Origin of the sequence: Paenibacillus sp. ACRRY, from assembly GCF_022346995.1 — a bacterium.
Lineage (GTDB): Bacteria > Bacillota > Bacilli > Paenibacillales > Paenibacillaceae > Paenibacillus.
On the sequence record NZ_JAKRNM010000004.1, the window covers coordinates 389937 to 411898 of the forward strand.

21 protein-coding genes are annotated in these 21962 nt (G+C 48.6%); 11 read left to right on the forward strand and 10 right to left on the reverse strand.

Annotation, left to right across the window (positions count from 1 at the left end; all coding sequences use genetic code 11):
* Positions 1-894 (forward strand): TIGR02452 family protein, encoded by an 894-nt coding sequence (locus tag MH144_RS17680; RefSeq protein ID WP_239302594.1) that lies wholly within the window; start codon positions 1-3, stop codon positions 892-894.
* 45 nt (positions 895-939) lie between these two features.
* Positions 940-1362 carry a macro domain-containing protein gene (locus MH144_RS17685; RefSeq protein WP_239302595.1) on the forward strand — a complete coding sequence of 141 codons (423 nt, stop codon included), beginning with the start codon at positions 940-942 and terminating at the stop codon, positions 1360-1362.
* A 137-nt stretch (positions 1363-1499) separates the two neighbouring features.
* Here the strand turns inward: MH144_RS17685 and MH144_RS17690 are convergent, their stop codons facing one another.
* The 6 genes from MH144_RS17690 to MH144_RS17715 all read right to left on the reverse strand — a co-directional run bounded on the left by MH144_RS17690 (position 1500) and on the right by MH144_RS17715 (position 8003).
* Positions 1500-2453, reverse strand: a complete 954-nt coding sequence (locus MH144_RS17690) for an iron-hydroxamate ABC transporter substrate-binding protein (RefSeq protein WP_239302596.1) — start codon at positions 2451-2453, stop codon at positions 1500-1502.
* Between the two features lie 74 nt (positions 2454-2527).
* On the reverse strand, positions 2528-3544 hold the full coding sequence (locus tag MH144_RS17695; RefSeq protein WP_239302597.1) for a FecCD family ABC transporter permease: 1017 nt from the start codon (positions 3542-3544) through the stop codon (positions 2528-2530).
* A gap of 1 nt (position 3545) precedes the next feature.
* Entirely contained in the window at positions 3546-4532 is a 987-nt protein-coding gene (locus MH144_RS17700; RefSeq protein WP_239302735.1) for a FecCD family ABC transporter permease, read from the reverse strand.
* A gap of 189 nt (positions 4533-4721) precedes the next feature.
* Entirely contained in the window at positions 4722-6455 is a 1734-nt protein-coding gene (locus tag MH144_RS17705) for a helix-turn-helix domain-containing protein (protein ID WP_239302598.1), read from the reverse strand.
* A 49-nt stretch (positions 6456-6504) separates the two neighbouring features.
* On the reverse strand, positions 6505-7254 hold the full coding sequence (locus MH144_RS17710; RefSeq protein WP_239302599.1) for an ABC transporter permease: 750 nt from the start codon (positions 7252-7254) through the stop codon (positions 6505-6507).
* On the reverse strand, positions 7236-8003 hold the full coding sequence (locus tag MH144_RS17715) for an ABC transporter ATP-binding protein (protein WP_239302600.1): 768 nt from the start codon (positions 8001-8003) through the stop codon (positions 7236-7238). The genes MH144_RS17710 and MH144_RS17715 overlap by 19 nt, the downstream gene beginning before the upstream one ends.
* A gap of 192 nt (positions 8004-8195) precedes the next feature.
* On the opposite strand from MH144_RS17715, the gene MH144_RS17720 reads away from it, so the two are divergent.
* Positions 8196-9200 (forward strand): Gfo/Idh/MocA family protein, encoded by a 1005-nt coding sequence (locus MH144_RS17720; RefSeq protein WP_095361174.1) that lies wholly within the window; start codon positions 8196-8198, stop codon positions 9198-9200.
* A gap of 92 nt (positions 9201-9292) precedes the next feature.
* Entirely contained in the window at positions 9293-9913 is a 621-nt protein-coding gene (locus MH144_RS17725; protein ID WP_239302601.1) for a pyroglutamyl-peptidase I, read from the forward strand.
* A gap of 568 nt (positions 9914-10481) precedes the next feature.
* On the opposite strand, the gene MH144_RS17730 is transcribed toward MH144_RS17725, so the two are convergent.
* Positions 10482-11315: a 1,4-dihydroxy-6-naphtoate synthase gene (locus tag MH144_RS17730; RefSeq protein ID WP_239302602.1), complete on the reverse strand. Its 834-nt coding sequence runs from the start codon at positions 11313-11315 to the stop codon at positions 10482-10484.
* Entirely contained in the window at positions 11312-12142 is an 831-nt protein-coding gene (locus MH144_RS17735) for a futalosine hydrolase (RefSeq protein WP_239302603.1), read from the reverse strand. Before MH144_RS17735 ends, MH144_RS17730 begins: the two co-directional genes overlap by 4 nt.
* Positions 12143-12489: 347 nt before the next feature.
* Here MH144_RS17735 and MH144_RS17740 point away from each other — a divergent pair, with 347 nt between their 5' ends.
* From MH144_RS17740 to nikR, 6 genes are all read left to right on the forward strand, one after another.
* The gene (locus MH144_RS17740; RefSeq protein WP_095288792.1) at positions 12490-12879 is read left to right on the forward strand and encodes a GntR family transcriptional regulator; all 390 of its coding nucleotides are present in this window, start codon (positions 12490-12492) and stop codon (positions 12877-12879) included.
* On the forward strand, positions 12872-13771 hold the full coding sequence (locus MH144_RS17745; RefSeq protein ID WP_239302604.1) for an ABC transporter ATP-binding protein: 900 nt from the start codon (positions 12872-12874) through the stop codon (positions 13769-13771). Before MH144_RS17740 ends, MH144_RS17745 begins: the two co-directional genes overlap by 8 nt.
* Entirely contained in the window at positions 13746-15770 is a 2025-nt protein-coding gene (locus tag MH144_RS17750; protein ID WP_239302605.1) for a hypothetical protein, read from the forward strand. The genes MH144_RS17745 and MH144_RS17750 overlap by 26 nt, the downstream gene beginning before the upstream one ends.
* Positions 15771-16059: 289 nt before the next feature.
* The gene (locus MH144_RS17755; RefSeq protein WP_239302606.1) at positions 16060-16965 is read left to right on the forward strand and encodes a hypothetical protein; all 906 of its coding nucleotides are present in this window, start codon (positions 16060-16062) and stop codon (positions 16963-16965) included.
* A 73-nt stretch (positions 16966-17038) separates the two neighbouring features.
* Entirely contained in the window at positions 17039-18055 is a 1017-nt protein-coding gene (locus tag MH144_RS17760; protein WP_239302607.1) for an alpha/beta hydrolase, read from the forward strand.
* Between the two features lie 52 nt (positions 18056-18107).
* Positions 18108-18587 carry a nickel-responsive transcriptional regulator NikR gene (nikR, locus tag MH144_RS17765; RefSeq protein WP_239302608.1) on the forward strand — a complete coding sequence of 160 codons (480 nt, stop codon included), beginning with the start codon at positions 18108-18110 and terminating at the stop codon, positions 18585-18587.
* 474 nt (positions 18588-19061) lie between these two features.
* Here nikR and MH144_RS17770 read toward each other — a convergent pair whose 3' ends face one another.
* Both MH144_RS17770 and MH144_RS17775 read right to left on the reverse strand, forming a co-directional pair.
* The gene (locus MH144_RS17770; RefSeq protein ID WP_239302609.1) at positions 19062-19523 is read right to left on the reverse strand and encodes a DinB family protein; all 462 of its coding nucleotides are present in this window, start codon (positions 19521-19523) and stop codon (positions 19062-19064) included.
* A gap of 105 nt (positions 19524-19628) precedes the next feature.
* Positions 19629-20819: an MFS transporter gene (locus MH144_RS17775; RefSeq protein ID WP_239302736.1), complete on the reverse strand. Its 1191-nt coding sequence runs from the start codon at positions 20817-20819 to the stop codon at positions 19629-19631.
* 124 nt (positions 20820-20943) lie between these two features.
* Here MH144_RS17775 and MH144_RS17780 point away from each other — a divergent pair, with 124 nt between their 5' ends.
* Entirely contained in the window at positions 20944-21858 is a 915-nt protein-coding gene (locus tag MH144_RS17780; RefSeq protein WP_239302610.1) for an AraC family transcriptional regulator, read from the forward strand.
* The last annotated feature ends 104 nt before the right edge of the window (positions 21859-21962 follow it).

The window sequence follows — 21962 nt, forward strand, 5'->3', positions numbered from 1 at the left end:
ATGAATGCACACCAGCATATGAAAAATAACCAGTTAAAAAGCACGAATCAGCGCTCGGGCCGGGCTCGCATTGCCCAGGAAACACTGGCCATCCTGGAAGAGGGGCAGTACATCAACGGATTTGACCGCAGGGTGTCGATTGATGAAGACCTGAAACGAGCGATTCAGGGCTCCGTTTTATACCGTCCGAACAAGCTTCCCGAACTTCGGGAGCAGGTGCGTCAATTACAAGCAGCGCCTAAGTCTGCAGCCGCCAAGATTGAAGTCACCGGTGAGACGACGCTTGCAGCAGCTTCGCGTCTCGTTGTAGATGAAGGGAGAACGGATGTCGTTTGTCTTAACTTTGCCTCAGCAAAAAATCCGGGTGGAGGTTTCCTGGGTGGAAGTCAGGCACAAGAAGAGAGTCTCGCCCGGGCTACCGGGTTATATCCTTGTATTTCACAAATGAATGAAATGTATGATCATAATCGTAAGCTGCGCACCTGCCTGTATTCAGACTACATGATCTATTCACCAAATGTACCCATCATACGTGATGACGAGGATCGGCTGCTAGCCCAATATTACACGACGGCTTTTATTACGGCACCTGCCGTAAATGCTGGTGTTGTGAAGGAACGAGGGCAGGCAGATGATCAGCAGATCGAATCGGTCATGAAAGAACGAATTCGGTATATTTTGGACGTGGCAACGATGAATGGACATTCTACCCTTGTTCTGGGGGCTTATGGTTGCGGGGTGTTCCGGAATGACCCGGTGGATGTGGCGAGGTATTTCCATGATGTCCTGGTACAGGAGAATTTCAGGCAGTCCTTTGAGCAAATTGTATTTGCTGTGTTGGACAGATCAACGGGACAGAGAATACTCAAGGCGTTTCAAGAACAATTGCTTTGAACAGCAAATGAGGCATTTTAAAATGTGAAGAAGGGGATGAGCTAGATGCAATTTCATGAGATCCAACAGGATTTATTTGCTATGGATGATGCCTATACGCTGGCTCATTGTATTTCCGCTGATGCCCGCATGGGGGCGGGAATTGCAGTACAGTTTCGGGAAAGATTCGGGCTTCAGGTTCTACAGGAGCAGGCCAAGCAGGAACCTCTTGAGATTGGACGGTGTTACCCGGTAGGTCGTACGTTGAATCTGGTGACCAAGGCGAAGTTCTCGAATAAACCAACCTATTCATCGTTTACCCGTGCGGTGCAATCGATGCGAGACATCTGTCTAGAACAAGACATCAGTAAGCTGGCCATGCCGCAGATTGGTTGCGGGCTCGACAGGCTGAAATGGGACAAAGTAAGCGGCATTATTCAGGATACGTTTGCTGACACGGATGTTGAGATTGTCGTTTGTACCTTATGAGGATGAGGGATGACAGGCTTTCATTAATATATAGAAAAAACCTCTGCTTCGGACGGAGGAGAACAGGACAGAAGTCTGCGTTCCCTCTCCAGTTCGTAAGCGAGGTTTTTTTGTGATTTTCCCAGTGATGTGCTGGTTTATTTTTGGGTAAACATCTCTTTGGCCTCATCCATTGCCATTTTGTTGCCGATTGCGGAATAGTCCAGCCAAGGCTGTGCGCCGATGGTATACACGTGACCGGCTTTAACGGCGTTTAGCCCTTGCCAGATCGGGTTATTTTGCAGTTCTTTGAACATGTTCTCCGCTTCCTCATCCGAGTTAACCACCACGAAGATGGCATCTGCATCGAAATCTGGCAGCACTTCACGGGAGATCACCTGGTAAGGCTTGGTGGAATCAATATCCGTTATGCCTTTGGCCGGGGTCAGTCCAAGATCATCATACAAGATTGGCCCCATTGGGCGGCGCGTGCTGAATACACGCAATTCTTTGGCAGTTACACGGATAGCCATCACGCTACCTTCACCGATCTCGTCGTGGATTAATGATTTTACGTCTTCGGTCTCTGCCGCATAATCCTGAATATATTGCTCTGCTTCCTTCTCGCGATCAACCAGCTTGCCAATATCCTTCAGGTGATCACGCCATGTGCCATCATCCAGATTGAATACATGCACAGGAGCAATTTTCTCAAACTTGGCAATGTCATCACCGGAATATTCTTCATCCAGATAGATAACATCCGGCTTCAGGGCAAGCAGGGCTTCCATATCTGGATCTTTCACCGGACCAAGTGGCGTCGTGTTTTGCAGTTGATCCGCAACATGGGACAGGAATGCTTTGGCTTCGCCACCAATAACGGAACCCACGGGTGTGATGCCAAGCGCCAGCAAGTCATTGGTCAGGTGGATGGACATCGACGCGATGCGTTGTTCTCCAGAAGCCTGACTGTTATCTTGCTGCTCGGAAGTACTACCCTTGGAAGTGCTGCCAGCAGCGGATGAAGAGTCAGAATTGCTGGCAGTTCCGCAAGCGGCAAGCACAAATATCAGGCAAATGCTCAGAGCAAGCAATAGGTTTTTCTTTAACATGAATATTCACATTCTCCTTGGACATCACATGGATGTTAATAGTTAGATTGAATAAAGTAGATCAACGGCTTCTGTCATTTGGTTCGCACCAGCAGATATAAAAAGTAAGGTGCACCAATGGCAGCCACCACAATCCCTGCGGGGATGGCATTCGGTTGGAAAATCGTTCGTCCAATCGTATCCGCAGTAACCAGGATGACCATGCCAATGAGACCGGCCGCCGGGATCAGATGTCGATGCATCGGACCTACAAGTCTGCGGGCGAGATGTGGTGCGGCCAGCCCGATGAATCCGATACCTCCGGCCATGGATACACTTATGGCTGACAGCGCCACAGTACATAAGAGAAGCCAAATGCGCTGGGATCGAACGGGTGTACCGATGCCCGTGGCGGCTGCATCTCCAAGACCGAAAGCGTCCAGCGTTTTGGAACGGCTCCAGATGTAGGGAACACAGACTGCAATCCATGGAAGCAGAGCCTGCACGTGAATCCAATCCCGTCCCCACACACTACCGGCGAGCCAGCGGGCGGCGAAGGAATACGTATCTTCATCCAGACGAAGAGACAGATATAACGTTAGCGCATGAAACCCTGCGGCGACAGCGATACCGACAAGGATCAGCTTGATGGGAGATACCCCGTTATGCCGGTCATAGGCGAGCAGCATAATGATCAGTGCCGAGATGACACCGCCTGCAAAAGAAAACAAGGGGATCAGCAGGGCAATCGAGCCATCCATCGAATAGGACAGACTTACGAAAACCATCAGCCCTAATGCTGCTCCTGCATGAAGGCCAAGAATGCCGGGATCGGCAAGCGGATTGCGCGTGATGCCTTGAAGGGCCGCTCCCGAGATGCCAAGTCCTGCTCCAGACAGGACGGTAATGAGAATGCGAGGCAGACGGTAATCGAACAACACAATCTGATCGTCCGGACTACCATTGCCAAGCAGGGTTTGCAGTACAGCGAGCGGAGAGAGGCGAATCGTACCCGTATTCAGGCTAATCACGATAACCGCGCATGCAATACAGAGCAGCGTAACGCTGACTGTGATGGATCGTTTTCCCCGTGAAGGCACAGCAGATCTCATGTTACAATGCCCTCCTTTCCTTGCGGGCCAGATAGAGGAAGAACGGTACACCGACAAAAGCAACCATGATGCCTACCGCCAGTTCCTCCGGTGGATTTACGATGCGTGACCCCAGATCGGCCAATACCAGAAGGATGGCTCCAAGCAGGGAGGACATGGGAATGATCAGACGATAATTGACACCGACGAGTTTACGGGAAATATGCGGAATGACTAACCCGACGAATCCGATTGAGCCAACGGCGGATACGGACACGCCTGCCAGTATGACCACAGCCGTGAGGGCAAGGAATCGGGTCACGCGAATATTAATCCCCAAGCCCAGCGCAACTTCCTCTCCGAGCGACATGAGAGATACTCTCCGGGCAAGAGGCATGGTAAGCAGCAACGTGGTCAGAAGCACAGGAACAATGAGTCTCAGATGCCGCCACTCAATACCGCCAAAGCCACCGGCATACCAGAAGGCGAGATCCTGGCTCAGGTCAAAATAAATCGCGACACCCGTGCTGAGCGAGCTTAGCATGGCTGCAACGACAGCACCTGCAACCGTCAGCCTCATGGATGTCAGTCCCCCCGGCGCGGCCGACCCCAACAGGAAAATAAATAGCGTGCTAAGCACGGCACCAATGAAAGAAAGGCCCATGAGCCAGGCATAAGGCAGTCCCGGCCACATGGCAAAGCTCAACGCTACCATGAAGGTGGCACCTGCGTTGATGCCCAGTACTCCCGTATCCGCCAGCGGATTGCGCGTAATTCCCTGCATAAGGGCCCCAGCAACCGCAAAGGCTGCGCCAACGACAGCGGCAGCAATTACGCGGGGGAGACGAAGCTCATGTATAATCTGATGCGGTGTCAGAGCCGGATTGTACTGAAATATGGCAGCCCATACCGTTTCGAGCGTTAACGATTTGGCACCAAGTGATATGGCGACAAACAGGCTAATCAGCAAAATGGCGATGGCTGACAAAAACAGTAGGCCTATCGTCACCGGGGATTTTCTTGAATTGGACGGACGACGTGGTAGTCCCGGATGTTGAATGGGAGTCACTCCTTTTGATGCCAGCAAGATCATTTCTGCTGTTATTGATTATCATTATCAATTAGAGTCCATTATAAAATCTTAATTCAGGCCCGTACATGGCATAAATTAAGATTCGGGTGATGGACATTTTTTAGATTACAAAAAGGATCCTTTGTTCGTCAACAGCATAACCGCCTCATCCAGCTGGATGTTGATGGAATAGGGTGCATAGACAACCCAGGAATTCCAATCGATAACATGAACATGCCCGTTTCGGACAGCCGGATACTGATTCCATCGCGGATCAGTGTTGATATGATGCAGCAGGGAGGCGCGTTCTTTCACCGAGGTCACGGCCAGCAGCAGAATATCGGCCTCCAATCCATCCCATTCTCCTGGAGTGATAGACATCCAGTTGAAACCTACACCTGGAGGTTTACCAGCGAGCTCGGATTGAATACGTTCAGGTGGAGTCAGCTGCAGGCTGCGGTAAAATACATGACCGAAGTTACGGGTGCTGTACATACGTGGCCCCTTCTCAGTTAATGTGCACACTGCAACAGTTGCTTGTCCAAGCGTATCCCTGATCTTTTTGCGTGCACGCTCAACCTTGCGTTCGTGCCGTTCCAGCCAGTCACTTGCTGCTTGGGTGCGACCCACGATGGAAGCAATCGTATGAAGATGACCGAACATGTCGGTCTGATTCCAGGGGATGGTGATAATCGGAGCGATATCCCCGATATGTTCCATAGCTTTTGCGGCTGCATTGTCCTTGGCCAGAATCAGGTCGGGGTTCACATCCAGAAATGCCTGACGTCCTTGCTCCCAGGGCTCATAGGCATGAAATGGCAGACTGAGCGATTTCGGAATATGGGGTAGATGTCCCTGAATCTGAGCCGCACAAGGTGTTATGCCGAGGGTCATCAGGTGGTCGGTGTAGGGGTATGAGAGCGAAACAATATTGCGGTGCACCTGCTTCGCATAGGACGTTGGCGCGTAGCCAGCATGGTTTCGAAAACGCCTGCTGAAATAAAATTCGTCCCGGTAACCTACACTTCGGGCCACATCGCGAATGCGCATGTCTGAGGTCATCAGCAGTTCCTTGGCACGGTTCATGCGCAGATGGGTTACGTATTCAATTGGATTTTTGTACATCCGGCTCTTGAAGAGCTGCGAATAATACGATGGATGCATGCCAGCCAGTTCGGCCAGTTTCTCCAGTTTTATCTCATGCATATAGTTGTCGCGCATATATTGCATCGTTACCTGGAGCCACTGGTTCGGGTCGTCCGCTGCGCTATCGTTATTTATCTGCTCTTCCTGAGGCCAGAGCATGTGCAGCAACTCGGTCATGAGCATTTTCTTTTTAAGAGAGGTTGGTCCGTCTTCAGCAGTCAGCTGTGCTGCAATGCGCTGTATGCCGTAATAAGGGCCCTGAATCCAGCCTGTTATCGGGAAGCTTGATTCACGCTCATAAATAATTCGTGTTTCGCTTTTCTCCGCTGCCCGGAACAGATCATAGTTGATTATATACAGCTCGGTCTCATGGCCTGCGTCACAGAGTAATTCCATGGTATTGCCTGGAATGCAGAGGAAGGCTGATTTGCGGCTAACGAGGTGTTCGGTACCATTCATGATCAGTTTACCCGTAAATTTATGCATGTATATGAAGGTATGGTGGTCAATATCGGGTTTAATCCAAGTCCATTCCTTGCTCGTGAACCTAATCAGGTCTGTTTGGTGAAGTTCGAGCAGGGTATCTTCCAGGAACAGCCCCAGATCACTCGGTGATACAGCTTCCTTGCCCATGGCCGTAATGGTACGGTTCATGTTGTTGGACGCAGAGGGATGGGCGTTCGGATGATGAACCATATTTGATTTGCTTATCATGGAGGGGCCTCCTTTCGTTCTATATATTCAATGAATGAATCGATTCTTTCTATAACGAGCGTAAACGCATATCTGAGGTAAACCATTGTCTGTACGTCAGCAGACTCAGTATGATGCTGGTTATGGCAGCCGAACTGGTGAAGGCAAACACAATCAGAATCTGGTAGCGGACAGCTTCGACGGGATCGGCGCCTGCGATAATCATGCCGGTCATCATGCCCGGAAGCTGAACGAGACCTACCGTTTTCATCCCGTCAATGGTCGGAATCATGCTGGATTTTACAGAGCGTTTCAATACATCCTGAAATGCACGTCTGGGCGTAGCCCCAAGAGAGAGCAGTGTCTCAATCTCCCCTTTGGAAGCTTCAACCTCACGTTTCATCTGATTCAGGAACAGCCCTGAGACAACCATCGCATTACCAATCGTCATTCCGCTGAGTGGAATAATGTATTGCGGGGTCGGCTCGACGATGTGAAGACCCAGCAGAAGTCCCATCATCAATAATTCGGTCACCGTAATGGCTGCTGCAATATATAAGGAGATTCGGCGTAATCCCTTGCCTCGTTTGCCCGCGTTGAAAGATGCCACGGTTATCATAAAACCTACAATCGCAATGATGAGTGCAGGGTGGTCCGAGTTGAAGATAAATTGAAGTACATATCCGACCAACAGCAGCTGAACTGCCGAACGAACGGTACCTACAGCAATATCTCTCTCCAAACCAAGCTTCTGCCAAACCGAAATCAGCATGGTCAGCATAATAAATATGATGGTAAAACTCAGTGCGAGGATGGACATGTGTTCTCCTTATCTGCCTCGGGGGCAGGGCGCAGAATGTATTGACGGGCCAGTTCCGAATGCGGACGGGCAAAGAAAAGGGAGGTAGGCTGGCGTTCCAGCAGGGTCTGTTCGCCCATGAACCATGTCGTTGTGCTGAACGAGCGTGCCTGTTCCTGATCATGAGTGATCCATACGAGTGAAATACCCTCTTGCTTGCTCCATTCGGTCAATTGCTGTTCGACAAGCTTGGCATTGGTCCGGTCCAGAGAAGCGGTGACTTCATCCAGCAGCAACACCTTGGGGCGAAGCATGATGGAACGGATCAGCGCTATGCGCTGTTTTTCCCCTCCAGAGAGATCACTGGCCCGCTTATGGATATCGAGTCCTTCCAGTCCCACTCCGGCCAGCAGACGTCCAGCCAGATTCGCATCATAGGGTGTCCGGTGGAGGTAATGCACAGTCTTCAAATTGTCTTCAACACTGCCTGCAAGCATAACGGGTTGTTGTGCAACATAGGACATGCGCATGCGCCAGGTCCTGGGATCGGAATCGAGGTAGGAGGTGCCCTTCCAGAGGATATCTCCGCCATCGGGCACATCCAATAAGGACAGGATGCGGAGCAACGTGCTTTTGCCCTGGCCGGATGCACCCAGTACGGCAATTCGCTCTCCTTCATCGACAGAGGTATTCACTTTCTCGAATAAGAGACGCTGTTCGGTCGTTCCAATATGCTTGGTGAGGTGTTGAATGGTTACGAGAGTAGACACAGCAGGATCTTCCTTTCATCCGTGATCTGCTGATAATCTTAGCAAAAATGCTCGAGAATTGAAATGAAAGCAGTTCTGTGCAAGCATGCGAGGAAGGAGGTGAAACCAACGTCTGACGTCAGAGGTTCTTTTTGGTAATATAGAGGAGAGTCAGAATTGGTTCTACCAATAGGATACAAGGGAGGCTTTCATATGACAGGAGTTACTGGACGACAGGACAAGGTGAAGTGGGGCATTATGGGCACAGGATGGATCGCATCCCAGTTTGCCAGAGATCTGGAGCATGCCGGCAATGCCGTGAAGGCAGCGGTTGGTTCGCGTACACGGGAAAGTGCGGAGAAATTTGCAGCTGAATATGGTTTTGCAAGCGGATACGGATCGTATGAAGAACTGCTGCAGGATCCAGAAGTGGACATTATCTATGTTGCTACGCCGCATCCTTTTCATAAAGAGAATGTAATGGCTTGTCTGGAAGCGGGAAAAGCAGTGCTGTGTGAGAAGCCGTTCACGATGAACGGACGTCAGCTGGAGCAGCTGGTGGAGACGGCTCGCAGCCGCAAGCTCTTCCTGATGGAAGGCATGTGGACGCGTTTCTTGCCTCCAATTGTTCAGGCGCGGAAGTGGATTGCCGAAGGACGAATCGGTGAAGTGCGGCTTGTCAAAGCGGACTTTGGTTTCCGTATCGGCTGGGAGCCTGAAGGAAGGCTGCTGAACCCGGATCTGGGCGGGGGCGCTCTGCTGGATGCTGGCGTGTATCCTGTCTCATTCGCGTCCATGATCTTTGGCGAGCAGCCGCAGCATGTCTGGAGCACGGCGAACATCGGAGAGACCGGTGTGGATGAACAGTTCTCCGTACTACTCTCTTATTCGGAAGGACGCTCGGCATCATTGAACGGGGCAGTCCGTCTTAACCTGAGTAACGAAGCTGTCGTGTATGGTACGGAAGGGTACATCCGTTTACCATTGTTCCTTGCCGGGAAAGAAGCTTATCTGCATGTGAATGGTCAGGACGAGCCTGAGAAGTTTACGGATGATCGGACAAGCATCGGCTATGCATTTGAAGCAGAAGAGGCTGGACGCTGCATCTTGGAAGGCAAAACGGAAAGCTCCATTATACCGCTGGACGAGTCCCTTGAGATCATGAAACTGATGGATACCATCCGTGGACAGTGGGGCTTGCGATATAAATTTGAGTAATGGTAAACAACCATACCCGGATGGTTCTATGTAGGTAAGTGTGCAGAGAAATCATACGAGATAAGAGATGAATGGATGGGAGTGGGACAAGGATGAAAATTCTGATTTCGGGGTTTGAGCCTTTTGGCGGGGATGCCGTGAACCCCACGGGAGAACTGATGGAAGCTCTCGCACAGGAAGTAGTGGAAGGCGCCGAACTGAAAACCGTGCTGCTGCCGGTACATTTCGACGAATGTGCGGATCTGCTGATTGCCGAGATGGAAGCATACGGCCCGGATGTCGTGATTGCCTGCGGTCTTGCCAAAGGCCGGACGGCTGTGACGCCAGAGCGCATCGCTGTGAATGTAAAAGACATTCCGCCTGGCTCCTATGCCGATAACCAGGGACAGCGTCCTGTGGACGAGCCCATAACCGAAGGCAGTCCGGACGGCCTGTTCTCGACATTGCCCATCCGCGCGATGGTGAACAATATGACTGCGGCAGGCATTCCGGCAGCGGTATCCAATACCGCTGGAACGTATATTTGCAACAATACGATGTATCGTGTGCTGGATTACATTCGATTGCAGCAGCTCCCGATCCGGGCGGGATTTGTCCATTTCCCGGCTTCGACGGAGATGTCATTGCTGCAGCCATCGGTGCCGTCCTTGCCGATAATTGCAATGCTTGATGCCTTGCGGGTCATGATCCGCACCGTGGTGGCGGAAGCGTAAATCATGGTCTTCTTGTATGTAAGGTAGTAGCTAAGTTAAGGGTGACTTTGACTTTACCTAGTGAGTAAACTTCGTTGCAATAGGGATTGGATGGAGTAACTAAAACGTTTTCTGGAATATGTATTGTTCTAACTTGTAATGTGCTAGGTTCGATTTAAGGAACAAAATTTAGATAGAAGGGGCTGTCCCATGAAGTCATGTTCATGACTTGGGACAGCCCCTTTTTGTTTGATAACTAGTGGCGCGGTACAGGCAACCAGTGTTGCTGCTTAGATGATTAGAGCTGATGAGTCGATCTGTTGAGTAGAGCTAACGAACTCAATATCTCTTATTGGAAGAGGTACCAGAGGTACGCTTGGTTGTAACGCATCGTAGATGGATTAATTCATCGTTTCACTGGGTCTTCCTACATTTCTGTCCGAATAACGTGTCTAATGTTCATCAGCCTGTCCATTACGACTGAATTCTCCGAATAGGTTGCGACAGGTTCGTTAGCGACTACAATAATTAAAACCCAACGTAAGCAGACTCCATTGCCATCCTAACGAACAGCTTGCTGCTTGCTGGCTCAGATCCGCAGAAGATTCAGATCGAATTCGGGAACAAGGCCTTCTTTCATCGCTCGTCCAAGCAGGGCTGTGATTGCCTCATAGCCGTCATCGCCCAGATGGGCACTGAACTCGTTCACGTACAGATCGATATGCTGTGCTGCAACATCCGGGTCCATTTCCTGTGCATGCGCCATGACGTATTCTTTGGATTCATCCGGGTGTGCCCAGGCGTATTCCACGGATGCACGTGCCCATCCAGCGAGTGCATGAGCGTCCAGATTGCGGCGTGCAATGATTGCTCCGAGCGGAATTGGCAGGCCGGTATCGCTTTCCCACCAGCTGCCGAGGTCGGTCATCAGCTTCAGATCGTAGTTTTGGTACGTGAAGCGCGCTTCATGGATGACCAGACCTGCATCGATTTTGCCATCCCGTACCGCTGGCATGATCTGATCGAACGGCATCACAACAATTTCGCCCACGCCTCCTGGAACATTCTGCGCTGCCCACAGACGGAACAGCAGATAAGCGGTTGAGCGTTCACTTGGCACGGCAACCCGGCGTCCGGACAGATATGCCGGATCGGTAGTGCCGTTAGCTGTAAGAATGAGTGGTCCGCAGCCTCTTCCCAGCGCTCCACCGGAAGGCAGCAGCGCATACTCGTTAAGCACGTAAGGAAGAGCTGCATAGGAAATTTTCAAGACATCTGGGCCGCCGGGGTTAGCAGCCAGACCATTCGTAATATCGATATCCGCATAGCGGACATCCAGTTCCGGAGCACCCGGAATTCGTCCGTGCACCCAAGCGTGAAAGATAAATGTATCGTTAGGACAAGGGGAAAATGCAATTTTCATGATGTAAGTACCTCCCGTAAAATGGAACTTGCTGCCTGGAGCGCATCCAGGGCATCCTTGATGCGCCAGGCATCGCGGTCGCGTGGACCGACCGCGTTGGATATGGCCCGTAGTTCGAGCGCAGGTACGCCGAACTGCTTGGCCGCTGTTGCCACGCCGAAGCCTTCCATTCCTTCGGCGGTGGCATCCGGCACGCGGCGCAGCAGCTCCGTGGCCGTCTCGGCCGTTCCGGTCGCCGTGGACACGGTGACCGCTGTGCCTCCGCTGACAGCGTGCCCGGCCCGCTGCAGCTCATGGCGCAGGCGAGCGGCAAGCTCTGCGTCCGCCGCCACACGGGACGAGCCGAATCCGAGCTCGTCCACGCTCAGGAAGCCGTCTGGCGTCTGCGAGCCCAGATCGGCAGCCACCATGGCGTCGGCCACCACAAGTGAGCCGACGTCCGCACGGCCGGGGAACCCGCCGCCGATGCCGGCACTGATCACCAGCTTGTACGCTGGGGTCAGGCCTGCTCCGGCAAGGGGCCCCGGGGATGCGGCAGATGCCTGCGCCGCATCCGATTCGGCTGGCGCGGTGGAACCTTGCGCCAGCGCCTTCCCGCCAGCCGCTGCGGCGAATGCCAACGTGGCTGCCGTACTTGCTGCAACCGCTGCCGGGCCCACCCCGCCAGCGATCACGTCAAACATTTCCGCGGCTTGGTCACCCAGACCGCGAAGTACGGCATCTTTCTCCGCATCCACGGCAGTCACGATCAATACGCGCGGAACCGCATGGTTCGTTGCCGAGCCGTCTGGCTCTGTATGATTTAAAGCCTGATTTTGCTGATTCATCGGAGTTCTCCCTTATAAGGTGTTAGATTCAACGCTATATTTGGTCATCTCCATCATAACGGAATGCGAAAGAGAGGAACAACCTTTCCATGTATTTGTCTGAACATGACCCAATTACATACGCTGCCTCGTTAACCGGGCCTTGGATGTTGTATATGTCACTTCGTATATATAAAGGTATCGCGGATTAAACGAGAAGTCAAAGTTACCGTTGACAATCCATTTTAACTGTATTAATAATAATAGTACAGTTAATACACCTAGTGCTAGAAAGCATACACTTCATATACAGTCATTCGATTTCGCTTATGGGGTATTACATTATTTTCGAGGAGAGGAGGTGCGGGATGTTCGAATTAGATGTACGCAGCCGTAAGGCGATCTACGAACAGCTAGTGGACAAAATCAAGGAAATGATCGTATACGGTGTTCTCCAACCTGATGAGCAGCTTCCTTCGGTTCGCACACTGTCAGCGCAGCTGACTGTCAATCCGAATACGATTCAGAAGGCCTATCGGGAGCTTGAACGTGAAGGGTATATCTACTCTTTGCAGGGAAAAGGGAGCTTCGTATCATCGTCTGTGGAACATCCGAATGCAGCCATGAGAGATGAGATTAGAGCAGCACTGGTGAAGCTGATTGCAGAAGCGACGTATTCCGGCTTAACGAAGGCGGATATGACGCTTTTGTTCCAGGAAGCGATGGCCCGTATCGAAAAGGGGGAGCCGAATGATTGAGCTGAATCAGGTGATTAAAGCGTTTGAACATGAAAAAGCGGTGGATGGCGTTACGATGCACATACATAAAGGATCCATCTACGGTTTGCTCGGCTCCAACGGGGCAGGTAAGACATCGTTGCTCAAAATCATGGCCGGCATTTATCATCAGGACAGTGGGACCGTTCGTATTGACGGGGCTGAGATTTATGAAAATATGGATCTCAAAGGCCGCACGATTTTCATGGCGGATGCGCCGTACTTTTTCCCGCAGTCCTCTATTGCCCAGATGGCTGCCTTCTATCGTTCCGTCTATCCGCGCTGGAATGAGGAGCGATTCGCACAACTGGCCACGGTGTTCAAGCTGGATGTAAAACGCAAGCTGCATCGCATGTCCAAAGGCATGCGCAGGCAGGCAGCTGTATGGCTTGGGCTGAGCTGTATGCCGGAAGTGCTGCTCATGGATGAGCCGATTGACGGCCTTGATCCGGTGATGCGGCAGCAGATCAAAAATTTGCTTTTTCAGGAAGCCGCTGAGCGTCAGGTGACCATTATTATTTCGTCCCATAACTTGCGCGAAATTGAAGATCTGTGTGACCACGTCGCCATTATGCACAAGGGCCGCATTATTGTAGAGAAGGATCTCGATGATCTGAAGGCCGATACTCATAAGATTCAGGTGGCTTTCCGTCATCCTGACGATGCCAAGGCGATGGATGAACTGAATATTTTACATGAAGAGATGCGGGGAAGTGTCTCGCTGTACATTGTCAAAGGCAGTCGTGAGGAAGTGACGGAACGGTTCCGGACCTTGAATCCTTATCTGCTGGACGTGCTGCCGCTGACGCTGGAAGAAATATTTATTTATGAAATGGAGGATGCAGGGTATGATATTCAACCGATTATTCTGTAACCGGGGCATCCTGTTCCAAAATTTCAGGCAGCACGGTTGGCTCGGAATACTGTACCTGATCACGCTGCTGTTTTCGCTGCCACTATATATTGCCACGGCACATAGGGATATCCCGCAACAGATTACCAGCCTGTTTCAGGCAAATGGGGAAACTCATATTTTGTTTGCGATCACGTTCCCGGTGGCGATGGGCATTTTTCTATTGCGTTATATGCAATCCGGAGCGCCGTCGGACTTGTTCCACGGTTTGCCACTGAAGCGCAAACATCTGTTAACGGTCAATCTGCTCTCCGGCTTTGGAATGATCCTGATCCCGATCTGGCTTACCACCGCGATTACAGGTTGGGTGTGGGCAGCGCAGGATCGTATGGCCTTCATCTTTGACGGCAGTGAGATCTGGATGTGGGGCCTTAGCATGAGCATTTATTCACTGTTTATGTTTATGCTGACTGTAGCTGTGGGCATGTGTATTGGCCAATCTGTACTGCAGGGACTAACGGTATATGCAATCCTGTTACTGCCTGTTGTGTTTTGGTTTATCTTTACTCTGCACCTGCAGCATTATCTGCTTGGATATCCATATAGTGATATGAACAGCTACGCAGAGAAAATGTCCCTTGTCCTTCGGATGGCTTCAATTAGGAATTATCCGGTGATCGGTGTGGAACTCGTAATATACGCAGCTTTGGCCATCTTGTTCATCCCAATGGCTTATGTTTTATATGCCAAGCGAAAGGTGGAATCCGCTACTCAGGCGATTACATTTACCCTTGTAAAACCAATATTTCGCTTTGGCTTGATGTTTACGCTGGTTTTAATTGGCGGAGCCTATTTCACTATCATTGCACCGCCAGGATCCACCGGGTGGACCATCTTCGGATATATTCTCGGCGGCATAGTCGGTTACATTGTGGCCGAGATGATTATTCGCAAAACGTGGCTGATCTGGAACGTCAGATTATTGCCCAAGCTGGTTATATATGGCCTTCTATCCGGGTTAATTCTGTACGTGCCTGTCGCCGACTGGAACGGTTACGCTGCCAGAGTGCCGGAAGTGAATGATGTCCAAAGCATTAAGCTTGGAGGAGATCGTTACACTTACGTTAACGGTGTGAATCAGAAGATGGATGATCAGCCATTTTACTCGAATAATCCTGAATTTCTGGGGGCGGTACTTGCTCTTCATCAGAAAATTATCGATTCTGACTTGCCGTTGCTAGACCCTGTAAATCCGGATGATGATTATGACGAGTATGTGTATATCAGTTATAAGCTCAATAACGGCAAGGTCATGAAGCGTAAATACCAAATTCCTGAAACTGAATTCCGACAGGAACTAATGGCCTTGAAACAGTTGGAGGATTATAAAAAGGTGGCCTATGATACGTACAAACTGGATGAGGATATTCTCAGTATTGGTATCCGCTCCAGCATCAGTTCGTATCGCAAAATATACCTTGGTAGTCCTGACCAGGTCCGGGAGTTCAAGGAGCTGTTGAAGCAGGATATTCTCGACCAAACCTATGAGGAACAGCGTTCCCCTTGGCAGTCGTTTGCAAATGCGGAAATAAATCAGGAATCCCAATCCAAAGATCCGTATCAACCGAGAGATATGTGGAGTTACGAAATCAAACCAAGCTATGACCGGGTTATAGGGTGGCTGAAAGAGAACAAATTATATGATCAACTGCTTGTCACGGCAGACGAAATTGCTTCGGCGCAGTTTGTGAAGCAGGAGATCGACAGTCCGGGTAATCCTCAGTGGGTATATACTCAGCCGGAATATATTGATGGAAGTCTGGGCAGCAGCAAGCAGGTCGCAACTAAAAACAAAAAAATAATTAGCGACCTGCTAGAACGTCAGCGATCAGGAGAGCGGACGGAGAAAGCGACCGTTTATCAGATTAAGCTGAATGCCGTACGTGGGGAAAACATCTATATGATGCTGAAGGAAGAAGATTTGACCGAAGAGATGAAAGCCATTTTGTCCGAACAGTAGATGGAATGGTGAGCGGGAAGGGTTCTCCCGCTGCGGAATCTTTAGCCTATGAGGCTTGCTTGACGAAATGATTGTATTGGAATATATTTGAAAAGGTTGAGATTCGCTCCAGAATAAGATAATCGCGAATCGTATAGGGAACGGTTAATAGGGGAAGCACCCGTAGAATCAGGCAATAGTCTGATTTTGCGGGTGCTTTTTTTGGTGTTTGTTTCGGCCGATTCACCTTGGATCAACTGGAGAACGAAGAAGATACACTACATTTTGAGTAAATGAGGAGGAAGGTTCAATGAACACGGTGGAAGATCACTACACGATGGATGGTACTGCGAGTTCCGGTAGCGTAAGTGGCAGAAGGGGTAGAGGATTTATTGCTCGATTTTGCATCGTGCTGGTTCTGGTAGCCAGCTTGGGTTCCATGCATCTTTTTACGTCAGCTGCCGAGGCGGCTGGCCCGGATCTTGGCGTAACCGCCCAGAAGTCGTGGGATGCCTTGCTTAAGAAGGCAGACGCCCAGACGAAAGCTTCTCTTCAGCAAACGTATCAAAAAGTGGGCACATGGACAGCGCAGGAGCAGAACTGGGAGCAGAAAACCAAAACCCTTCATGCAGCGAATACGGCTGAGTTAGCCAGGCTTCGTCAGGAAATACGAAAAACGGATGAGGCGAAACTGGCTGCACTGGCCGATACGCTGAAGCGTACCCAAACCCGATATGAACCGATGTTTACATTGTACACGGCGGTCAACAAGCAGCTCGCTGCAGCCAGAGCCGCTAAGAACAAGGAATGGACCGCGGCGCTCCGTGCTCAGGCAGACACGCTGAAACCTGCTGTACAGCTGGCGAAGGCAGATATTCGCATCAAGAAACAGCAGCTGGCCGATGCCCGCAAACGCAAAAGTACAGAAGATAAGCGTCTGCGCACCATGCTTGCGGCTGCTGATCCGTTCAAGAAACAGATCCAAACCGCCAAAAAACAGGCAAGCCTGTCCAAAGAGCGATATACGAACGCAATGAAATTGTTCAAACAGAATATCAAAGACGGCCAGCCTTCACGTGTATTGAGTTCATTGAATCAGCTCTCTTCAGCTGCGGAGAAGTGGGCTGGCTCCAAACAAAATATCTATACATTGGAGCAAAAAGTTGCGGATACCTACCTGAAAGTGAAAAAAGAACTGGCCAAGAAGACACAATAAATGGAAACCCAGCCAGTACCCCAGGCGTACACCACTTTAGATGCAGACAGACGAATGAACAGAGGTGACCCTGTTGCAGTTAAAGTTAGACACCAAAGGTACGGCAAGGCCATGGTACAGACGCAAGCCGTATTGGATTCCGGGCGTGATCGTCATGGTAACTATATTTACTCTTTATATCGGCGCACAGATTACACCCAAAATTCCTGTTTTCTTTTTAAAAACGCTAATCAAGCTTGCTCCATCTGACTCAGATATCGTTATGGCTGAAGGGGTAAGCCATCTGAAGGATGTCGCCTATATTGATGGGGGACGCAGCAACAGTACGATGGACATCTACTATCCGTCAGCAGCGACTGAATTACTGCCTGTTGTCTTGTGGGTGCATGGGGGCGGTTGGGTCTTGGGTGATAAAGAAGACATAGCCGACTATGCAGTACATTTGGCTGAGCGGGGGTTCGTGGTCGTCAGTATGAACTATGCACTTGCACCAGATGCCACATATCCGGCGCCTGTGTTTCAAACCAGTCGGGCCCTGACTTATATTCAGGATCATGCCACAGAATTTAAGGGAGATCCCAAAAATATTTTTCTCGCAGGCAATTCTGCGGGTGCTCAAATTGCCAGTCAGACCGCAGCAGTGGTTACGAATCAGGCCCTTGCTCAGCTCATGAATATACAACCCTCGATTGACCCAGAAGAGCTGCGAGGTGTTCTTCTATACTGTGGACCATATAATATGAGTACCGTTGGCGAAAGCGGGTTTCCTCTCATCCGGACATTCCTCTGGTCGTATACAGGAATCAAGGCTTTTGAAGAATTTCCTCGTCTGGATGAGATGTCGACCGTGCTGCAGGTTACGCCGAACTATCCGCCTTCATTTATTACTTCAGGCAATCATGACCCGTTAACCGGGCAATCGGTTGAACTGGCACAGATGCTGAAACGACTGGATGTTGAAACGGAAACGCTGTTTTTTACCGCTTCTGCAGAGAAGCTGGGACATGACTATCAATTTCAACTTCAGACTGATGGCGGGAAAAGGGCGCTGGAGGAGGCTGTCCGATTTTTGCAGAAGCATCGTCGATGAAGCAGCCGGACTATGGTACACTCAGGTGTAAACGATGTGCAGGAGGCTATGAATGGCTGATAAAGAAGATTTGACCCGATTCGGCGTGGCATTCCCTACTCCGCTGATTGAACAGTTTGATGAATATATTGAAGAGCGGGGGTACAAAAATCGGTCCGAGGCGTTTCGTGATCTGGTTCGCAAAACATTGCTGGAGCCTTCCCGTCTACAGTCCGATCAGGATGTGGCAGGAACGATTGTTATGGTCTATGACCACCATATCAGCGATCTGCCGGTCCGTTTGATGGAATTGCAGCATCAGGCGCATCATGACATTATCTCCAACATGCACGTACATCTGAACCACGACCAATGCTTGGAGGTAATCGCCGTAAGGGGAAACCTCGGACGCTTGCGTCATCTGCATCAACAGATTCAGGTGCAAAAAGGAGTGCTCTATGCTGAGCTCTCTGTTACATATGTGGATGAGCTGAACAAACTCGCAAGCCGCCATACCCATGATCACCATCACGGCAAACATCATCATGAATAAGATGAGCCGATATGATTAATCTTTTCCCAGTGTGTGCCCGGAAATTGCTTAATGTACATTGTTATTTGTTATTTTGGAAAGCAAATAACATCATAAATTTGCTACGAGTCGAAATTGGAAGCATACCAATTGCGGTGAGTTCTCATTCAAACGTTTTATACTAATTCAAGTATGTAGCCGGCTAATTAGTCGGCTTTTTTTCGTAAGCTAACGGGCAGGATAGCGCGGGCCAATGGAATCTTTCATTTGCAAAGTTACGGGACATCAAAGAACCTCAAGAAAGTAAATCGAAACCTATATTCAATTTAGAAATACGAAGATTACAAGCAAAATTAAAAGGCCTTAGTCCAATGAAATTCAGGAACAAGGCCGTATAACTGTTTCATTATTTTCACTTTCTAGTTGCAACGAGACCGTTTTTCTAACCTTGTTTTGCCTAGTAACATTACACTCGGGGAGTTTCCATGTCAGTATCTACTCTTCGCGAGAAGGACCATACACTCCATAAACCTTTAAACCTGCTTGACGCATAAGGACAGTCATCTGCCCCCGATGATGAATGAGATGCTTGATAATCATTTGAAGTGATACTGGCAGTGGGATATCCATCCCGAAATAATCACGGGGCTCACTTAAGGTAGCATCCGTCCATTGCGTACTAACCGTGTCCGATACTGCGGTGCGGATTTTACGAAAGGTCTCAGCAATTTCCTTTGCTTCAGTAGGAATTGAATCACGTTCTGGTGCCATTTCAGTTATTCCAAAGAGGGAATCAGGAATAGTTGTAACAATATGCCAAGCAATGCTGCCCAAAGTACGGTCATTTGGTGAAACTTGTTGATCAAGGGATGAGTCCGTCAAGGCATCAAATAGCTTCTGAGTAGATTCACCCTCTTCTTTCCAATCCTCGATAAACTCATTAATCGTACTGTACATTTGTTCTTCCTCCTAAAAAATAATTTACTGTTACGTATACCCTATCGGACTTACGTCAGTGTAACTGGATCGGTTAAATAAACTGCCTCCGGTAGAGTACCGGAATCAGCTTAGAGACTCATGTTTAGTTCCCCTTACCGTTTGTCTACATAGTATGCCTTTTAATCGATACATTGAAAATATCATGATTAAAAATAGAAGGAGAATGAAGAAAGGAAACGTTGAAGTGCCTAGATGTTGAGCTAAGATTCCGAATATTGGAGGAACAAAAGTTATACCAATATATGCTGCAGCCATTTGTGTCCCCATCATGGAGTGAGATAGCTCTCTACCAAAATTTATTGGTGTTAGATGGATTAGATTTGGAAATACAGGACCATTACCAAAACCAATTAAGAACAATGCAATAACAGACACAATAGAACCGAAGGGAGATAAAAGTAAGACTAAGGCTACCAAAACGATACTTACACCGATATGAATTAATTTCCAACTTGACAATCTGTTAGCTAAGATACCTGACATCAATCTTCCAAGAGCCATCCCAATGTAGTAAAAAGTTATGATTTTGGCAGCATCTTGTGCTGCTAGCCCTTCAGATTTCACAAGGAAAGTACTACCCCATATTCCAACGGTAAATTCAATCGCACATGAACTTATAAAAAACAACCAAACAGTCCGTGCAGCAGGTAATTTGGCTAAATTAGCAATACTCACCGTTTTGAAATTATCTGTGTTGGCGTCATTGTGATTATGTTTGACTCTCTTCCAGACAGGCAAGGTAATAATGGTGATTAACGCAATAATACCCTGGATATAGAATACTACCCGGTAACCCTCTCTCCAATTGTTATGACCAGAAAGCGCTAATGACATTAGATAAGGACTTAAAGAGACCCCTACCCCATAGAAGCAATGTAGAAGATTCATATGAACCGCTTTGTAATTAAGGGCAACATAATTATTAAGAGCTGAATCTACACTACCTGCGCCCAAACCTAAGGGGATCGCGAAAATACATAGCCACAATAAATTGGGAGAAATAGAAAATCCAAATAACGCTACTGCAGTCATCGTTACGCTGATAGCTGTAACTTTGCTAGTTCCTAGTTTCTCTATGACCTTTGCAGCAAATAGACTCGAAATAATGGTACATACGGAAATTGCAAAAGTGACAAAACCTGCTAAAGATACTTGTAAACCAAACTCAGTATAAATTGCTGGCCAGGCTGATCCAAAAAGTGAATCGGGTAAACCCAAACTAATATATGCAATAAATACAATGATTAATAGCATCGTCGCCAACTGTGATAACCCCCAAGTGGAATCTTGTATATTATTGCGCAATAATATATTGCATAATATCACATCCTCTTTTAAAATCCTTGTAATATAGAGAGAAATAGTAGCATAATATCACATGAATTGGGGACTTGATGAGATGGTTAATATAGTTGCAACGGATAATCAACTTCGCGAACTGAAGTCTCACGGATCCAACGACTTTTCTATAGAGTATTATTTGGATGATACTGAAGCATATGGGATTAATAAAGTAAACCAGCATTGGCATAGTGAAGTTGAGTTTGCCATTGTACAGAAAGGGAAGGCGACATTTCAAATAGGAAATGACTTAATCCCAATAGAGCAAGGAAATGGTATTTTCATTAATTCAAAAATTATTCATGGCTTTGAGAGCAATGAAAGAGCGATTATCCCAAATATTGTTCTTTCTCCTGAAATTGTTTCTGGGATGAATCAAATCGTATATCAAAAGTTTGTGGAGCCGATCATTAGTTCTAAAAATGCCTATTTGATCTTGTCACAAGACATAGAATGGCAAAGGAAGATGCTAAGTCAGCTTCAACTCGTATTTAACTTAATGGAATCGGACAGTGAAACTAGAGAGCTGGATGTACAACAAAGTATAACCTCAATATGGCGTTCTCTTTATGTGAACCGGAGTAATTTAATTCAATTGGCCCGAACTACAAACATCTCTACGCAGGTCAGGCTAAGGTCAATGTTAAAATATATTTGGGACAACTACTCCCGGAAGCTAAGCCTTGCCGAGATTGCCTCGGCAGCAAACATTAGTAAAAACGAAGCATTACGCTGCTTCAGGGAGGAGATGTCAGACTCCCCAATAGATTATTTAATTAGGTTTCGCTTAGACAAAGCCTCTAAACTGTTACAAAGCACTGACTATTCAATTACTGATATATCGGCATCTGTTGGATTCGAAAGCTTAAGTTATTTTAACCGTGTATTTAAAAAGACATATGGAAACACTTCTACAGCTTTTCGGAAAAAGCATAAACTTAGCGATACTTGAGACATAACATAAAATCCTATAATACCTGAATCTTTTCAACACCGCTTTTGTCTGGATACCGGAAGTTTCGTGGAGTTATGTGTGGGTTGAGATAAGGGCACCGA

What these genes read in the sequence shown, in the direction of transcription:
- MH144_RS17780 (WP_239302610.1), top strand. Translation starts at nt 20,944, where the DNA reads ATGAATTGGGGACTTGATGAGATGGTTAATATAGTTGCAACGGATAAT.
- MH144_RS17705 (WP_239302598.1), bottom strand. Translation starts at nt 6,455, where the DNA reads ATGATAAGCAAATCAAATATGGTTCATCATCCGAACGCCCATCCCTCT.
- MH144_RS17770 (WP_239302609.1), bottom strand. Translation starts at nt 19,523, where the DNA reads ATGTACAGTACGATTAATGAGTTTATCGAGGATTGGAAAGAAGAGGGT.
- MH144_RS17745 (WP_239302604.1), top strand. Translation starts at nt 12,872, where the DNA reads ATGATTGAGCTGAATCAGGTGATTAAAGCGTTTGAACATGAAAAAGCG.
- MH144_RS17720 (WP_095361174.1), top strand. Translation starts at nt 8,196, where the DNA reads ATGACAGGAGTTACTGGACGACAGGACAAGGTGAAGTGGGGCATTATG.
- MH144_RS17730 (WP_239302602.1), bottom strand. Translation starts at nt 11,315, where the DNA reads ATGAAAATTGCATTTTCCCCTTGTCCTAACGATACATTTATCTTTCAC.
- nikR (WP_239302608.1), top strand. Translation starts at nt 18,108, where the DNA reads ATGGCTGATAAAGAAGATTTGACCCGATTCGGCGTGGCATTCCCTACT.
- MH144_RS17740 (WP_095288792.1), top strand. Translation starts at nt 12,490, where the DNA reads ATGTTCGAATTAGATGTACGCAGCCGTAAGGCGATCTACGAACAGCTA.
- MH144_RS17710 (WP_239302599.1), bottom strand. Translation starts at nt 7,254, where the DNA reads ATGTCCATCCTCGCACTGAGTTTTACCATCATATTTATTATGCTGACC.
- MH144_RS17775 (WP_239302736.1), bottom strand. Translation starts at nt 20,819, where the DNA reads ATGCTATTAATCATTGTATTTATTGCATATATTAGTTTGGGTTTACCC.
- MH144_RS17695 (WP_239302597.1), bottom strand. Translation starts at nt 3,544, where the DNA reads ATGAGATCTGCTGTGCCTTCACGGGGAAAACGATCCATCACAGTCAGC.
- MH144_RS17685 (WP_239302595.1), top strand. Translation starts at nt 940, where the DNA reads ATGCAATTTCATGAGATCCAACAGGATTTATTTGCTATGGATGATGCC.
- MH144_RS17680 (WP_239302594.1), top strand. Translation starts at nt 1, where the DNA reads ATGAATGCACACCAGCATATGAAAAATAACCAGTTAAAAAGCACGAAT.
- MH144_RS17690 (WP_239302596.1), bottom strand. Translation starts at nt 2,453, where the DNA reads ATGTTAAAGAAAAACCTATTGCTTGCTCTGAGCATTTGCCTGATATTT.
- MH144_RS17735 (WP_239302603.1), bottom strand. Translation starts at nt 12,142, where the DNA reads ATGAATCAGCAAAATCAGGCTTTAAATCATACAGAGCCAGACGGCTCG.
- MH144_RS17750 (WP_239302605.1), top strand. Translation starts at nt 13,746, where the DNA reads ATGATATTCAACCGATTATTCTGTAACCGGGGCATCCTGTTCCAAAAT.
- MH144_RS17755 (WP_239302606.1), top strand. Translation starts at nt 16,060, where the DNA reads ATGAACACGGTGGAAGATCACTACACGATGGATGGTACTGCGAGTTCC.
- MH144_RS17725 (WP_239302601.1), top strand. Translation starts at nt 9,293, where the DNA reads ATGAAAATTCTGATTTCGGGGTTTGAGCCTTTTGGCGGGGATGCCGTG.